The sequence below is a fragment of the Pseudomonas sp. SWRI81 genome, assembly GCF_014268545.1.
GTDB lineage: Bacteria > Pseudomonadota > Gammaproteobacteria > Pseudomonadales > Pseudomonadaceae > Aquipseudomonas > Aquipseudomonas hamedanensis.
Window position 1 is genome coordinate 32,028 of the sequence record NZ_JABWQS010000038.1, and the last position, 16,182, is coordinate 48,209.

Sequence of the window (16,182 nt, forward strand, 5' to 3'; positions counted from 1 at the left end):
CCCCTGAATCTCTCGATCCAGGGGCTTTCGTTTAAACGGTGAGATCAAGCCGCCTCGATCTTCCGATTCTGCTCAACCTTGCCCAGATACGACGCCAGCTTCTGCTGCTCATCTGCCGTGGTGAACAACCCGAGCTTGGTACGGCGCCACAAAATGTCGTGCGCAGTGGTCGCCCACTCTTCGCTGCACAGGTAATCGACTTCGCGGGTATAGAGCCCGCCGCCTATGTGCTCACCCATGTCGGCCAGGGTTTCCACGCCTTCAAGCATGCGCCAGGTGCGGCTACCGTAAGTGACGGCCCAGCGACGGGCGATTTCAGTCGGAACGAAGTCGAACTTGTCGCGAATCAGCGCGCTCAAGGCTTGCGGTGTGGTCATGTCTTCGCCGCCGGGCAGGGTGGCGGTGGACGTCCAGCTCGGGCGCATCTGGGTGAAGAACGGCATCAACTGCGCCATCGCTGATTCGGCGAGTTTGCGATAGGTGGTCAGCTTGCCGCCGAACACCGACAGCAGGGGCGCTTCTTCGCCGCCGCCAGACAGCGCCAGGGTGTAATCGCGAGTGACCGCCGAGGGGTTGTCGGATTCGTCGTTGCACAGCGGCCGTACGCCCGAGTAGCTGTGCAGGATGTCATCGCGGCTGAGCTGCTGCTTGAAGTGGGCGTTGACCACTTTCAGCAGGTAATCGGTTTCCCCTTCGGTGATCGCGACTTTGGCCGGATCGCCGGTGTATTCGCGGTCGGTGGTGCCAATCAGGGTGAAGTGGTTCAGGTACGGAATGGTGAAAACGATGCGCTGGTCTTCGTTTTGCAGAATGTGCGCATGCTCACCTTCGTACAGTTTCGGCACGATGATGTGGCTGCCCTGAATCAGACGAATGCCGTACGGCGATTCCATCTTCAGGTCGTCACGGATGAATTTGGCTACCCACGGGCCGGCGGCGTTGACCAGTGCTTTGGCGGTAATCGAAAACAGGCTGCCATCGGCGCGTTCCAGGTGCAGATGCCACAGGCCTTTGGCGCGACGGGCGCTGACACAACGGGTCTGGGTGTGCACGTGGGCGCCTTTTTCGCGGGCGGCCATGGCGTTGAGCACCACGAGGCGGGCGTCATCGACCCAGCAGTCGGAGTATTCGAAGCCTTTCTTGATTTCGCTTTTCAGCGCGCTGTCGGCGCCGAACTTCAGGCTTTTCGAACCCGGCAGCTTTTCGCGTTTGCCAAGGTTGTCATAGAGGAACAGGCCGGCACGAATCATCCACGCCGGACGCAGGTGCGGGCGGTGCGGCAGCACGAAGCGCATCGGCTTGACGATGTGCGGTGCCTTGGCCAGCAGCACTTCACGTTCGGCCAGCGCCTCACGCACCAGACGGAATTCATAATGTTCGAGATAGCGCAGGCCACCGTGGATCAGCTTGCTGCTGGCTGACGAAGTGTGGCTGGCGAGATCGTCCTTTTCGCAAAGGAACACCGAAAGACCGCGACCGGCGGCATCCGCTGCGATCCCCACGCCATTGATCCCGCCGCCGATTACGGCAACGTCATAGATCTCGGAGAGAGGGGGCGTACGCAAGGTAGAGGTGGACATCGGCTGGCCTCGGGTTCTTTTTGGTTTTCGATATTTGAAATCGAACATGAATGTTCATTTGCGAAAATGGTAGCCCATAAAGACGCGCGCAGCCAGTCGACTTCGATTGAAAAAACTCATCGAAGGGCAGAGAAAGGAAAATTTTCGAACATGAGCTGCGCAAAGGCGCGAAAGGTGTGCTGCTTTTAAGGGCCTCTTCGCGAGCAGGCTCACTCCTACAAGGGTTATGTGTTCAGCCGATCAAGTGACGTTCGACCTGTCATCTTCGGCGACGTAGAATGCGCGCCTTTCCCGGGCAATCGTCCCCACGTTTGACGCCCGCGCATTTATCGGAGCACTCGACCATGACCGTCACCAAGACCAGCGAATACCTGGAAACCCTTTACGAAGGCTACGGCCAGCGTTTCCGCATGGAAAAACTGCTGCACGAAGTGCGCACCGAACACCAGCACCTGGTGATCTTCCAGAACCCGCGCATGGGCCGGGTGATGGCGCTGGACGGCGTGATCCAGACCACCGAAGCCGACGAATTCATCTACCACGAAATGCTCACCCACGTGCCGATCCTCGCCCACGGCACTGCCAAGCGCGTGCTGATCATCGGCGGCGGCGACGGCGGCATGTTGCGCGAAGTGACCAAGCACGCCGGTGTCGAACACATCACCATGGTCGAGATCGACGGCACCGTGGTCGACATGTGCAAAGAATTCCTGCCGAACCATTCCGCCGGTGCTTACGACGATCCCCGTCTGAACCTGGTGATCGATGACGGCATGCGTTTCGTTGCCACCACCAGCGAAAAATTCGACGTGATCATCTCCGACTCCACCGATCCGATCGGTCCGGGCGAAGTGCTGTTCTCGGAGAACTTCTATCAGGCCTGCCACCGTTGCCTGAACGAGGGCGGTATTCTCGTGACGCAGAACGGCACGCCGTTCATGCAGATCGACGAAGTCAAAACCACGGCCGGTCGCCTCAACAGCCTGTTCCCGGACTGGCACTTCTATCAGGCCGCCGTGCCGACCTACATCGGCGGTTCGATGACCTTCGCCTGGGGTTCGACCAACCCGGCCTACCGCAAGCTGAGCCGTGAAACCCTGCAACAGCGGTTTATCGGCAGCGGCATCGTCACCCGCTACTACAACCCGGAAATCCACATCGGCGCATTCGCCTTGCCGCAATACGTACTGCGTGCGATCAACAAGCCAAGCAACGACTAATCACGCCGAAGGCGCTCTGTAAGGGAGCTTTTGTGGCGAGGGGATTTATCCCCGTTGGGATGCGCAGCATCCCTGAACCGGCCTGCGCGGTGTCTCTGTTAAACCGCAATGGATGGTATTACGACTGCTGCGCAGCCGGACGGGGATAAATCCCCTCGCCACAGAGTCCGCCTTATCGATTGGATGTTATTTTCACCGTTGGCGCCTGTAATCCTTTTGAACCAACTATCGCGGGAAAAAGTCGAGATAGAGGTAAGCCCATTTACGGGTTGATCGAGGAGGCACTGATGCAAAAGTGGAAAGTCACTTTCGTGGATGATCACGGTGAAATTGTTGATGAAGTCTTCGAACGTGAGGAATGCCCGTCCGACGATGAGGCCGCACGGCTGATCAAGGAGCGGCTTCTTCCGGTCGCCGCCAAATTGGATCTGAACGATCTGGAAGGGCGCACCGCCGATGCCGGGGTGAAAAACCTCAAGACGCAGAACGGCATCGAAATCCGCAGCATCACCCCCATCTGAATACTTCCTGTCATCTCGTAAACCAGGCCTTGGCAGCAGCGCTCTCTTGGGGCTACTCTGCAAGCGAGATCAGCGAATGGATCGCTAAGGTCTGGTCTTGTCAGCTACATGCTTGCTTCCCGCGCGCAACCACGTTGCCGTAGTACTTTGGCCAAAAGGCCCGGGGCGGGAATACGGAAAGTCTATCCATCAATCGAGGGGGACGATTCATGAGCACAGCCTATCAAGAAGACATCAGCAGCAATGTTCTGCGCCGCATGAAAGAAGGCGGTTTCGATTTTTCCCGTTTCCATCCCATCGAGTTCTACGCGATTTTCCCGGACGAGGAACGGGCGCGCAGGGCAGCAGGCAAATTTCGCGGTGAATCGATCAATGCCCAGGTCAGTGCGCGCGATGATGGCGCCTGGTCGCTGGAATTGAGCAAAGTGATGTATGCGACCTACGACGATATTGGCGATTTCGAGCAGGGCTTTTCCGCAGTGGTCGAGCCCTTGGGCGGCATTATCGAGGGCTGGGGCGTGAAGCAGGAGGTGCGCAATCGCTATCGGTTGAATTGATATTGCGCAGTGTTTGTCGAGCAACGGCTGACCTTCGGGTCGGCCGTTGTTGTTTTCGGAGTACCAAATTGCCGTGGAAAAACCCTGAAACAAGAATCCCGGGCAAAAAAAAGCCACCGGAGAGGGTGGCTAAAAGGGAAGACCGATAAGGAGAGGAAACCGGTCAGGGTTACGGCGGGGCGGGCTGCCGAGGCAGTCCAGAGCGGTTGAGCGGCAAGCTTTTCGGCGTCTCTGCCGAGGAGGTTTTGCAGCGAATGCGCGGATTATCCGCAGTCACGCTCAGGCAGTGAAATCAACTCTGACTATGCTGGTGATAGACGCCGCAGTGCGTCGCAATGAAGCGGGGGCAATCGGGCCGGGGCATTTGCCGCACAGGAATGGTGCGCTGCCCGCGGCGTGGATATACAACCGATTGAAATCAAAGCGTTTATGCCGATGGCACGGGCCTTGCGAAGGCCTGTATGTCCGGAGTGACAAGGAGTACGGCATGATCCGCACCTATTTTGATGAGATGTACGATGCCGGCGGCCAGGTTCGCCCGCATTATCGAGAGTTCGCCCGTTGGCTGGCGGATACGCCTGACGAGTTGCTCGCCCAGCGGCGACGCGAGGCCGATCTGCTGTTCCATCGTGCCGGCATCACCTTCACGCTCTACGGGGACGAGCAGGGCACCGAGCGCCTGATTCCTTTCGACACCATTCCGCGCAGCATCCCCGCCAGTGAGTGGCGGATTGTCGAGCGCGGCTGCATCCAGCGGGTCAAGGCGCTGAACATGTTCCTCGCCGACCTGTATCACGAGCAGCGCATCATCAAGGCCGGGATCATTCCCGCCGAACAGGTGCTGGCCAACGAGCAATATCAGTTGGCGATGCAAGGCCTGGATCTGCACCGCGACATCTATTCGCACATTTCCGGCGTCGATCTGGTGCGTGACGGCGACGGGACCTATTACGTACTCGAAGACAACCTGCGCACTCCGAGCGGCGTGAGCTACATGCTCGAAGACCGCAAAATGATGATGCGCTTGTTTCCCGAGCTGTTCGCCGCCCAGCGCATCGCGCCCATCGACCACTACCCGAACCTGTTGCTCGACACCCTGAAAAGCTCCAGCCCGCTGGACGACCCGAGCGTGGTGGTATTGACGCCGGGGCGCTTCAACAGTGCGTTTTTCGAACACGCGTTTCTCGCGCGGGAAATGGGCGTCGAACTGGTCGAAGGCGCGGACCTGTTTGTGCGCGACGACAAAGTGTTCATGCGCACCACCGATGGCCCAAAAGCGGTGGACGTGATCTACCGCCGTCTCGACGATGCGTTCCTCGATCCGCTGGCCTTCAATCCGGACTCGATGCTCGGTGTGCCGGGGCTGCTGTCATCCTATCGCTCCGGCAATGTGGTGCTGGCCAACGCCATCGGCACCGGCGTGGCGGACGACAAATCGGTGTATCCGTTTGTCACCGACATGATCCGTTTTTACCTCGATGAAGAACCGATCCTGAAGAACGTACCGACCTGGCAATGCCGCAATCCGTCTGAACTGTCCCATGTGCTGGCCAATCTACCGGATCTGGTGGTCAAGGAAACCCAAGGCTCCGGCGGTTACGGAATGCTGGTAGGGCCGGCGGCCACGACGGCTGAAATCGACGCTTTTCGCGAGCGCATCAAGGCCAAGCCCCATGCCTATATCGCGCAACCGACGCTGTCGCTGTCGACCTGTCCGACCTTTGTCGAAAACGGCATTGCGCCGCGCCACATCGACCTGCGCCCGTTTGTGCTGTCCGGTCGCGAAACCCGGGTTGTGCCCGGCGGTTTGACCCGTGTCGCCTTGCGCGAAGGCTCTCTGGTGGTGAATTCCTCCCAGGGTGGCGGAACCAAGGACACCTGGGTGGTCGAGGATTGAAGGAAGCTTGCCATGTTAAGTAGAACTGCCTCGGATCTGTACTGGATGTCGCGCTATCTGGAGCGAGCGGAAAACCTCGCGCGGATGCTCGACATCAGCTATTCGCTGTCGCTGATGCCGCAAGACGGGCGCGGCGACGGTCTGCACGAACTCGCCATGCCGCTGCTCATCACCGGCACCCTGGACGATTATCTGGAACGCCACGGCGCATTGCATGCCGAACGCTTGCTGCATTTTTTCGCCCTCGATGCCGCCAACCCGGCGAGCATCTACAGTTGCCTGGGGGCGGCGCGAGCCAGCGCCCATGCGGTGCGCGGGCGTATCACCGCGGACATGTGGGAGAACATCAACGCCACCTGGCTGGAGATTCGCGGGATCGCCGAACAAGGCCTCAGCCGCTATGGCATGAGCCGTTTCTGCGAATGGATCAAGGAGCGTTCGCACCTGTTTCGCGGCGCCTCCTACGGCACGATCATGCGCAACGATGCCTTTCGCTTCATTCGGCTCGGCACGTTTATCGAACGCGCGGACAACACACTGCGCCTGCTCGATGCTCGTTATGAAATGGCCGGCGATCAGGCCGAAGCGGTCAGTGACAGTACGGCGCACGCGTATTACCAGTGGAGTGCGCTGTTACGGGCCCTGTCGTCATTCGAGGCCTACACGGAAATTTACCGTGATGCCCCCGGCGCCCGACATGTCGCCGAGTTGTTGCTGTTGCGCGCCGATGTGCCGCGGTCGCTGCGCGCCTGCACCGAAGAAATCGACCAGATTCTTGCGCAATTGCCCGGCGCCAACGGCCGCCCGGCACAACGTCTGGCGGCGGAAATGGATGCACGCCTGCGCTATACCGGGATCAACGAAATCCTCGAGGAAGGCCTGCACGCCTGGCTGACCGAATTCATCCCGCTGGTGCGCCAGTTGGGCAACGCCATTCACAGTTCCTACCTGGAGGCTGCATGAGACTTTCCATTAGCCACGAGACCACCTATCACTACGAAGATCAGGTGCGGGCGAGCATCCAGTATCTGCGTCTGACGCCTCACGATAGCGAGCGTCAGCACGTCCTCAGCTGGCAGCTCGACCTGCCGCGTCCGGTGCGTGCGCAGCTCGATCCGTTCGGCAACATCCTGCATGTGCTGACCATGGACGAGCCACACGAAGCGATCATTATCGGCGCTCGCGGCCAAGTCGATATCGACGAACTGCGCGAAGCCGAGCATGAAAGCCAGTCGGCGTTGCCGTTCCTGCGCTTCACTCGTTTGACCGAAGCCGATGAAGCCCTTCGCGCGTTTGCCGAGCACGCCTGCAAGCAGCGCCGTGACCGCACGGCCCTGATCGATCTGATGCACGGTCTGAATCAGCACATGAGCTACACGCCGGGCTCGACCGAAGTCGATACCAGCGCCGCCGAAGCCTTCGCCGGGCGGGCCGGGGTCTGTCAGGATCACACCCACGCGTTCCTGGCCTGCGCCCGCAGCCTCGGCGTGCCATCGCGTTATGTGTCGGGCTATCTGTACAGCGAGGACTGCGAACATCTGGCCAGTCACGCCTGGGCAGAAGCATGGCTGGATGACGCCTGGTACAGCTTCGACGTGACCAATCAACTGGCGCGGCCCGAACGTCATTTGAAACTGGCGGTGGGCCTGGATTACCTGGATGCCTGCCCGGTACGCGGCATGCGCCGGGGCGGCGGCTGCGAGCAGATGCACGCGAAGGTGTTTGTTTCGCCGACGCCGGTCATTTCCGTCCAGCAGCAGTAAGGATTCGCACCATCCCCTGTAGGAGTGAGCCTGCTCGCGATAGCGGCATATCAGGCGATACCGTTGTGACTGACCCACCGCTATCGCGAGCAGGCTCGCTCCTACAAGGGGATCGGTGTCAGGGCTTAACCTTGCGTCCGGCCATGTGCTGCAAATACCCGATCAACATCTGCAAATCCTGATCCGGCAACACCTCCACCGAAAACCCGGGCATCTTCGCCTGCGGCCACTGACGCAAGCTCTGCGGATCACGAATGTAACGCTTCAAAAAGTCTGCACCGAAATACTCGGTCGGGTTGTACGGAATATTCAGATCCGGGCCGAATTGCGCATCCCCGGCACCGTTCAAACGATGACAGGCCAGGCAGTTTTTCTGAAACAGCGCAAAACCCTTGTTTACCGGATCATCGGCCTTCAGCGCGGGATCGGGGAGCAGGGCAGGGAAGCGCTGGGCCACCGGGGCCATCAGCTTGATGCTGGCGACTTGAAACGGCCACTGCTCGGGGCTGATATTGCCGACCTGCGGATCCGTCCACACCAGATAGAACGGCCCGGCGCCGTGTTTGCCCGCGGCCAGCGGCGGCCACGGCTGAGCGGGATCTTCAATGGCCAGCCAGGCCCGTGCGCCTGTGGTGCCGAGCAACGGCGCCGCCGCCAGTTCGGCGGCAAACCCGTCCAGCGCCACCGCTTGCAGGTGATCTTCGGGCTTTATCCCGGTCAGCAATGCAGCCATGGGCACCGCACGGTAGGTCATGTCTTTTTTATAAGAGACATCGTTCTTGACCGTGAGCGTGCGTATTTGGGGGAGCTTGAGCAGCTCCTCGGTCTGCCAGGTGCGGCTGTTCGCGCCAAGCTGCAACTCCAGCTGTGCGGCAGACAAGGGCATGCTGAGCAGCAAGACCCCGAACGCAATGAGGGTTTTCAAAATGATCGCCGTCCATGTCGTGAAAGTGCACAAAGGTTGGCACAGCCACGCTGGCCCGGGTAGCGGGCCAGTCACATTTTCTGTGGCGATAGTCAGCGCCTGGCGCTTGAGTCAGCCGATGACCTTGGTCAGATTCGGCAAAATCAACAACAGCGTCGTGGCAAAAAGAATGAGCCCTGCTTGACGAACTTTCGGTTGTTTGAACATGGCTTGACCGCCTTTATTGTTATTTCCTGATGCCTGCCTGCATATCCATGACGGCATGCGTTGCACTTCCTGTTGAGGGACGACCGTCTCGGCAAAACCCGACAACGATGACGTACATGTTCACCTTAGGGCTGGTGCGCGCCGTGGCTTAGATCCATTTCACATGGAGGTCTCGGAAAATGCGATTAAAAAGCTATGAGGCGTATTGCCAGCTCCTGTAGCGCCCGCTGGCTAGACAACTCGGCGACCTGAACCGGTTCACCTGATCGACGATGACCGTCCGTCTGAGCGTGTACGTCAAGCGCATTGAGCGCTGTGGTCATTGAATCCTGACGCGCTGCGGCCAAGAGTGACGGACCCGCCATCATCACCGCACAGGTTCGAGGACGTCATGACCCAAGCTTTGATATTCGACGCATTACGCACGCCCCGGGGCAAAGGCAAGGCCGACGGCGCCTTGCACAGTGTCAAACCGGTGAACCTGGTGGCCGGATTGCTGGCCGCGCTGCAACTGCGCACCTCGCTGGACACCCGTCAGGTCGATGACGTGGTACTCGGCTGCGTGACGCCGATCGGCGATCAGGGCTCGGACATCGCCAAGACCGCCGTGCAGGTGGCCGATTGGGACGTCAGCGTGGCGGGCGTGCAAATCAACCGTTTCTGCGCCTCGGGGCTGGAAGCGGTCAACCTCGGCGCGATGAAAGTGCGTTCCGGTTTCGAAGACCTGGTGGTGGTTGGCGGCGTCGAGTCGATGTCGCGGGTGCCGATGGGCAGCGATGGCGGCGCCTGGGCGCTGGACCCGCAGACCAACCTGCACAGCCATTTCACCCCGCAAGGCGTTGGCGCCGACCTGATCGCTACCCTTGAAGGCTTCAGCCGCCAGGACGTCGACGCCTACGCCCTGCATTCGCAACAGAAAGCCGCGCGGGCCCGGGCCGGCGGTGCGTTCAGCAAGTCGCTGGTGCCGGTGCAGGATCAGAACGGCATCATCCTGCTCGATCATGATGAATTCATTCGCGCCGATTGCACGCTGGAAGGCTTGGGCAAGCTCAAGCCGAGTTTTGAAATGATCGGCCAGATGGGCTTCGATGCCACGGCGCTGCGGGTCTACAGCCATGTCGAGCGGATCAACCACGTGCACACCCCCGGCAACAGCTCTGGCATCGTTGATGGCGCCGCGCTGATGCTGATCGGCTCCGAAGCCAAGGGCCGCGCGCTGGGTCTGCAACCCCGGGCGCGGATTGTCGCTACGGCAGTCACAAGCACTGATCCGACCATCATGCTCACCGGCCCGGCGCCAGCCACCCGTAAAGCATTGGCCAAGGCCGGGCTGCGCGTGGAAGACATTGACCTGTTCGAGGTCAACGAAGCGTTTGCCTCGGTGGTGCTGAAGTTCATCAAGGACATGGCCGTCGACCCGGACAAGGTCAACGTCAACGGTGGTTCCATCGCCATGGGCCACCCGCTGGGCGCCACCGGTTGCGCCATCCTCGGCACTCTGCTCGACGAGCTGGACGCCCGACGCCTGCGCTATGGCCTGGCGACCCTGTGCGTCGGCGGCGGCATGGGCATTGCCACCATCATCGAACGCCTCTGAGCCCCGCATTCAAGGAATCCTGCTATGAGCGAAGCCATTCGTTACGAAAAAGGCCAGGACGGTATCGTCGTGCTGACCATCGACCTGCCGGGCCAGAGCGCCAACACCATGAACGCCGTGTACCGCGAGGCCATGGCGGCCAGCGTTGCCCGTCTGCTCACAGAGAAAGACAGCCTGGCCGGGGTCATCATCACCTCGGCAAAGAAAACCTTCTTTGCCGGCGGCGACCTCAACGAACTGATCAAGGTCGGCAAGCCGCAGGCCAAAGCGTTCTACGACATGGTGCTCGCCCTCAAAGGCCAACTGCGCACGCTGGAAACACTGGGCAAGCCGGTGGTCGCCGCCATTAATGGCGCGGCACTGGGGGGCGGTTGGGAAATCTGTCTGGCTTGTCATCACCGCGTGGCGCTGGACGATGCCTCGGTGCAACTCGGCCTGCCGGAAGTGACCCTCGGCCTGTTGCCGGGCGGCGGCGGGGTGGTGCGCATGGTGCGCCTGCTCGGCATCGAAAAAGCGCTGCCGTACTTGCTCGAAGGCAAGAAAATCCGCCCGCAGCAGGCGTTGCAGGCGGGTTTGATCGACGCGCTGGCGTCAGATCGCGACGACTTGCTGGTCAAGGCCCGTGCCTGGATCATTGCCAACCCAGCGGCCGTGCAGCGTTGGGACGTCAAGGGTTATCAAATCCCCGGCGGCACACCGTCCAACCCGAAAGTGGCGCAGATGCTGGCAATCGCACCGTCGATCCTGCGCACGAAAACCCAAGGCACGCTGCCAGCACCGGAGAAGATCCTATGTGCGGCGGTGGAGGGCGCGCAGGTGGATTTTGACACAGCGCATTTGATCGAAACCCGCTATTTCACTGAGCTGACCACCGGGCAGATCGCGAAAAACCTGATTGGCACGTTCTGGTTTCAGCTCAATGAAATCAATGCCGGCGGTTCGCGACCACAGGGTTTCGCGCCACATAAAACGCAAAAGGTCGGCGTATTGGGCGCCGGCATGATGGGCGCGGGGATCGCTTTTGTCAGCGTCTCGGCCGGTATCAACGTGGTGCTCAAAGACATCAACCTCGCTGCGGCCGATAAAGGCAAGGCGCATTCAGCGGCACTGCTGGACAAGAAGGTTGCACGGGGGCAAATGACGGTTGTGCAGCGTGATGAGGTGCTGGCGCGGATCCACACCACTGAGGACGATGCTGATCTGGCCGGGTGCGATCTGGTCATCGAAGCGGTCTTTGAGGACCGCGATTTGAAGGCCCGGGTCTCGGCGGCGGCGCAAAAAGTCGTTGGCGGCGAGGCGGTGATTGCGTCCAACACCTCGACATTGCCGATCACCGGTCTGGCGCGCGCTGTGCCGGATCAAAGCAAGTTCATCGGCCTGCATTTCTTCAGCCCGGTGGAAAAAATGCCGCTGGTGGAAATCATCAAGGGCGCGCAAACCAGCGACGCCACCCTGGCGCGCGGTTTTGATTTCGTCCTGCAAATCAGGAAGACCCCGATCGTGGTCAGCGATAGCCGCGGCTTCTTCACCTCGCGAGTGTTTGGCACGTTCACTAATGAAGGCATCGCCATGCTCGGCGAAGGCGTCAGCGCGCCGATGATCGAGACCGAAGCACGCAAGGCCGGGATGCCGGTAGGCCCGCTGGCCATCTCCGACGAAGTTTCCCTCAGCTTGATGAGCCTCATCCGCACGCAGACGGCCAAAGACCTACAGGCAGAAGGGAAACCGCTGATTGAGCACCCGGCGTTTGCCGTGATTGACTTGCTGCTCAACGAATACAAACGGCCCGGCAAGGCGGCGGGCGCTGGCTTTTATGATTACCCGGTCGGCGCTCAAAAGCATTTGTGGCCCGAGCTGAAAAGCCGTTTAGAGAAGGCCGACGGGCAGATTTCGTCACAGGATGTGCGTGATCGTTTGCTGTTTATTCAAGCTATCGAAACCGTGCGCTGCGTCGAGGAGGGCGTGCTGACCTCGACGGCCGATGCCAACGTCGGCTCGATCTTCGGCATCGGTTTCGCCGCATGGACGGGGGGCGCGCTGCAGTTCATCAACCAATACGGCGTGAAGGACTTTGTTGCCCGGGCGCAGTACCTGGCGGAGCAGTACGGCGAACGTTTCGCACCGCCGGCACTGCTGCTGGATAAAGCCGCCAACGGTGAGATGTTCTAGGGGCCGAGGGCACTGCGGGGCTTGCCTTGCCAGGGTGTTTCAAGGCAGGCTCTGAGGTGTTCATTATTCCCATCACGTGTCAGGTATTTTTTATGTCGCTACGCATCTGCATACTCGAAACCGACATCCTGCGTCCGGAACTGGTCGACCAATATCAGGGTTACGGGCAGATGTTTCAGCGCCTGTTCTCGCAGCAACCAATTGCCGCCGAGTTCACCGTCTACAACGTGATGCAGGGCCACTACCCGAGCGACGACCTGAGCTTCGACGCGTACCTGGTCACCGGCAGCAAGGCCGATTCATTCGGCACGGATCCGTGGATTCAGACCCTCAAGCAATACCTGCTGGCGCGTTACGAGCGTGGCGACAAACTGCTCGGCGTATGCTTCGGTCATCAGTTGCTGGCGCTGCTGCTCGGTGGCAAGAGCGAACGTGCGACGCAAGGCTGGGGCGTCGGTACCCACAACTACAAACTCGCAGCCAAGGCGCCATGGATGAGTCCGGTACGTGAAGAGCTGACGCTGCTGATCAGCCATCAGGACCAAGTCACGGCGCTGCCGGAGAACGCCACGGTGATTGCGTCCAGTGACTTCTGCCCGTTCGCCGCGTATCACATCAACGATCAGGTGCTGTGCTTCCAGGGGCACCCGGAATTCATTCATGACTATTCGCGGGCGCTGCTGGATTTGCGCCAGGAAGCGCTGGGTGCGCAGATTTACAACAACGGCGTCGCCAGCCTGGAACAGGAGCATCATGGCGCTACGGTTGCGGAATGGATGATGCGGTTTGTGGCGCACAAGCCAGAAACAGTTTGAGACCAAAAGCTTCGCGAGCAGGCTCGCTCCTACATTGATCCTCTGTGGGAGCAAGCCTGCTCGCGAATCGCCCGGGCAACGCGGTTCCTGCTACAACCACCCAGACCGCTTGAAACTCGCCCAAAGACTCACACAGCCCACCGCAATAAACCCCAGCACGCCGAAATAGCCGTAATGCCAGGTCAGCTCCGGCATGTTCTCGAAGTTCATCCCGTAAATCCCCGCCACCGCCGTGGGAAACGCCAGAATCGCCGCCCACGCCGCGAACTTGCGCTGCACCACGCTTTGCCGTGACGCCTCGAGCAACACGCCAATCTCGATGGTCTGGCTGGCGATGTCGGCCAGCGTACTCAGGTCCTCCATCTGCCGCGTCACATGGATCTGCACGTCGCGGAAGTAGGGGCGCATGTTCTTGTCGATAAACGGGAAGCTGAGTTTCTGCAGTTCTTCGCCAATCTCTACCATCGGCGCTGCGTACCGGCGCAGGCGCACGACATCGCGGCGCAGGCCATGGAGCTTTTGAATGTCACGCTCATTCAGCGCACTGCACAGCACGTTGCGCTCCAGTTCATCAATCTCGGCATGAATGGCTTCGCCCACGGGCTGATAGTTCTCGATGACGAAATCGAGCAGCGCATAGAGCACGAAATCTTCCCCATGCTCCAACAGCAACGGACGTGCCTCACAACGTTGGCGGACTTGCGCGTATGAGGCAGAGTGGCCGTTGCGTGCGGTAATGATGTAGCCCTTACCGGCGAAAATATGCGTTTCGATGAACTGTAAAACGCCGTTTTCACGAACGGGCGAGTAGGTAACGATAAACAAAGCGTCGCCAAAGGTTTCCAGCTTTGGCCGGCTGTGTTTCTCCAGCGCATCTTCGATGGCCAGTTCATGCAGGTTGAACTGACGTTGCAGGTTGAACAGTTCCTGCGCGTCCGGCTCTTCGAGACCGATCCAGACAAAGTGACCGGGTTTGGCGGCCCAGGCAGCGCCTTCATCAAGCGTGATATTGGTGACTTTCTTTCCCGCGCTGTAGACCGCAGCAGCAACAACTCGACCCATGGTGGTGATTCACTTCTTCTTGGCAGGTGACAGGAATACAAGGCTTCAGCTTAGCCGTGTCGCTGCTTCAGAGTCAGTGAAATCTGTACAGTTCAGTGGGCAAAAGAAAACCCGCACAGGGCGGGTTTGGTTTTCAGGCGGCTTGCAGTTGGCGATCCATCGATTCGATGCATTCGCGCATCTGTTCGCGGCATTGCTCGATAAGCATGGGCATGTCGTCCATGGTCAATCCGACTGTAGGAATCGCCGGCAGCGAACGTATGAGAACGTCGCCGCTGCGCCAGCGATTCAGGCGCATGTGCTTGATGTAGCTGCTGACGCACACCGGAACGATCGGCACACCGGCGGCGATCGCCATCTGGAACGCACCTTTCTTGAATGGCAGCAGCTCCTCGCCGAGGTTACGCGTCCCTTCCGGGAATACCCAAATGGAAGTCTCTTCGTTTTGCAGGGTATGGGTGGTGGTGAGCATCGATTGCCGCGCCTTGTGCGCATTGCCGCGGTCGATCAATACATTGCCCGCCAGCCAGAACAACTGCCCGAACAGCGGCACCCACTTCAGGCTCTTTTTGCCGATGCACACGGTGCGCCGCGGCACCACGTTGCCGAACACAAACAGATCGTAGTTGGATTGATGATTGGCGATGATCACGCAGCTGTCGGGTTTGTCCAGCAAACCACCGACGTCGGATTTCACCCGCAGACGCAAAATGCACATCGCCGGAAGCGCGTAGAGGCGAGCGCAGAGTCGACTGTTGTCAGGATTGAACGGGCGGCACACGCCGAGGATCACTCCTAGCACTCCAGCCAGAACAAAGTGCAGACCCATCAATAACATACGAAACACGAACAGCATTTTCAGGCCCCACCGGGACAAAAGGTGGCGCAGTGTACGGATGTGCACTGTTTTCGGCAATTGCCGCTATAGACTCCGGAGATGGCCGATGTTTAAGCGCATGTTTCTAAGTTGAAGGGCAGACCTGTCCTAGAGCTGTCGCTGCCTTTTAAACCCGGCGGGCAAGAAAAAGCCCGACACGCCGGTCGGGCTTTTCTTCGCGCGGGAAACCTGACTTAACCCAGATACTCCTGATCGAGAATGATCGCATTATCCAGCGTGTCGAGCAGCGCCTTGCGGACTTTCAACTTGGTGTTTTTGTGCGCGGTCATGTTGATCTTCTTCAACTGACGAGCCGCGGCGAGGGCGGCACCTTGCAGCTCCTCGGCCGACACCACCTTGTCGAGGAAGCCGGCATCTATCGCACTGTGCGGATCAAACATCTCACCATTGATCACCGAGCGATGGAAGGCCGAGCGACGCAGACGATCACGCGCCAGCTCGATGCCGGCGTGGTGCATGGTCATGCCGATCTGCACTTCGTTCAAACCGATGCTGAACGGACCCTCGACGCCAATGCGGTAGTCAGCGGACAGCAGGATGAACGCGCCTTTGGCCACGGCGTGACCAGGGCAGGCGACAATCACCGGGAATGGGTGAGACAACAGACGACGCGCCAGGGTCGAACCGGCGGTCACCAGCGATACCGCTTCTTTAGGGCCGGCGGTCATCACTTTCAGATCGTAGCCGCCAGACAGAATGCCGGGCTGACCGGTGATGATCACCACGGCGCGATCCGTCACGGCCTGATCCAGCGCCGCGTTGAAGGCCGCAATGACGTCCGGGGAGATGGCATTGACCTTACCGTTGTTCAGGATCAGGGTCGCGATACCGTCTTCGAGGTGGTAGGAAATCAACTCACTCATGACGCTATTCCTTGTAAGAAAGATGGGCAGACGTTACCCACCGCCGCCAGCCAGGTAAAGCGCCGTGACTGACCCTGCGGTCACCCTTTTTCCGGCTGAGCCGGCGTG

General features: G+C 59.8%; 14 protein-coding genes and 1 pseudogene. 9 read left to right on the plus strand and 6 right to left on the minus strand.

Annotation, left to right across the window (positions count from 1 at the left end; all coding sequences use genetic code 11):
- Window positions 1-44 precede the first annotated feature (44 nt).
- Entirely contained in the window at window positions 45-1,580 is a 1,536-nt protein-coding gene (gene glpD, locus HU765_RS20500; protein WP_186622597.1) for a glycerol-3-phosphate dehydrogenase, read from the minus strand.
- A 344-nt stretch (window positions 1,581-1,924) separates the two neighbouring features.
- Here glpD and speE point away from each other — a divergent pair, with 344 nt between their 5' ends.
- The 6 genes from speE (at window position 1,925) to HU765_RS20530 (ending at window position 7,538) form a co-directional block, all read left to right on the plus strand.
- Window positions 1,925-2,800, plus strand: coding sequence for a polyamine aminopropyltransferase (speE, locus tag HU765_RS20505; protein WP_186622599.1), 876 nt, complete (start codon window positions 1,925-1,927; stop codon window positions 2,798-2,800).
- Between the two features lie 287 nt (window positions 2,801-3,087).
- Entirely contained in the window at window positions 3,088-3,321 is a 234-nt protein-coding gene (locus tag HU765_RS20510; protein ID WP_186622600.1) for a hypothetical protein, read from the plus strand.
- Window positions 3,322-3,530: 209 nt separating this feature from the next.
- Window positions 3,531-3,878, plus strand: a complete 348-nt coding sequence (locus tag HU765_RS20515; RefSeq protein ID WP_003223226.1) for a ribonuclease E inhibitor RraB — start codon at window positions 3,531-3,533, stop codon at window positions 3,876-3,878.
- Between the two features lie 487 nt (window positions 3,879-4,365).
- Complete coding sequence (locus HU765_RS20520) at window positions 4,366-5,775, plus strand: circularly permuted type 2 ATP-grasp protein (protein WP_186622601.1); 1,410 nt, start codon at window positions 4,366-4,368, stop codon at window positions 5,773-5,775.
- A 12-nt stretch (window positions 5,776-5,787) separates the two neighbouring features.
- A complete protein-coding gene (locus HU765_RS20525; RefSeq protein WP_186622602.1) occupies window positions 5,788-6,738 on the plus strand; it encodes an alpha-E domain-containing protein in 951 nt (316 codons plus the stop codon).
- Window positions 6,735-7,538, plus strand: coding sequence for a transglutaminase family protein (locus HU765_RS20530; protein ID WP_186622603.1), 804 nt, complete (start codon window positions 6,735-6,737; stop codon window positions 7,536-7,538). The genes HU765_RS20525 and HU765_RS20530 overlap by 4 nt, the downstream gene beginning before the upstream one ends.
- A gap of 118 nt (window positions 7,539-7,656) precedes the next feature.
- Here the strand turns inward: HU765_RS20530 and HU765_RS20535 are convergent.
- Together HU765_RS20535 and HU765_RS20540 are read right to left on the minus strand one after the other, a co-directional pair.
- Window positions 7,657-8,479 (minus strand): annotated as a pseudogene (locus tag HU765_RS20535) (cytochrome c).
- Between the two features lie 95 nt (window positions 8,480-8,574).
- Entirely contained in the window at window positions 8,575-8,727 is a 153-nt protein-coding gene (locus HU765_RS20540) for a hypothetical protein (protein WP_186551608.1), read from the minus strand.
- A gap of 334 nt (window positions 8,728-9,061) precedes the next feature.
- On the opposite strand from HU765_RS20540, the gene HU765_RS20545 reads away from it, so the two are divergent.
- From HU765_RS20545 to HU765_RS20555, 3 genes are all read left to right on the plus strand, one after another.
- Window positions 9,062-10,267 carry an acetyl-CoA C-acetyltransferase gene (locus tag HU765_RS20545; RefSeq protein WP_186622604.1) on the plus strand — a complete coding sequence of 402 codons (1,206 nt, stop codon included), beginning with the start codon at window positions 9,062-9,064 and terminating at the stop codon, window positions 10,265-10,267.
- Window positions 10,268-10,291: 24 nt separating this feature from the next.
- Window positions 10,292-12,436, plus strand: coding sequence for a 3-hydroxyacyl-CoA dehydrogenase NAD-binding domain-containing protein (locus HU765_RS20550; protein ID WP_186622605.1), 2,145 nt, complete (start codon window positions 10,292-10,294; stop codon window positions 12,434-12,436).
- A 92-nt stretch (window positions 12,437-12,528) separates the two neighbouring features.
- Complete coding sequence (locus HU765_RS20555; protein WP_186551603.1) at window positions 12,529-13,251, plus strand: amidotransferase; 723 nt, start codon at window positions 12,529-12,531, stop codon at window positions 13,249-13,251.
- A gap of 90 nt (window positions 13,252-13,341) precedes the next feature.
- On the opposite strand, the gene HU765_RS20560 is transcribed toward HU765_RS20555, so the two are convergent.
- The 3 genes from HU765_RS20560 to HU765_RS20570 form a co-directional block, all read right to left on the minus strand.
- A complete protein-coding gene (locus tag HU765_RS20560) occupies window positions 13,342-14,313 on the minus strand; it encodes a magnesium and cobalt transport protein CorA (RefSeq protein ID WP_186551602.1) in 972 nt (323 codons plus the stop codon).
- 133 nt (window positions 14,314-14,446) lie between these two features.
- Window positions 14,447-15,169, minus strand: coding sequence for a 1-acylglycerol-3-phosphate O-acyltransferase (locus tag HU765_RS20565; RefSeq protein ID WP_186551601.1), 723 nt, complete (start codon window positions 15,167-15,169; stop codon window positions 14,447-14,449).
- Window positions 15,170-15,384: 215 nt separating this feature from the next.
- On the minus strand, window positions 15,385-16,074 hold the full coding sequence (locus HU765_RS20570) for a crotonase/enoyl-CoA hydratase family protein (protein WP_186622607.1): 690 nt from the start codon (window positions 16,072-16,074) through the stop codon (window positions 15,385-15,387).
- Window positions 16,075-16,182 lie beyond the last annotated feature (108 nt).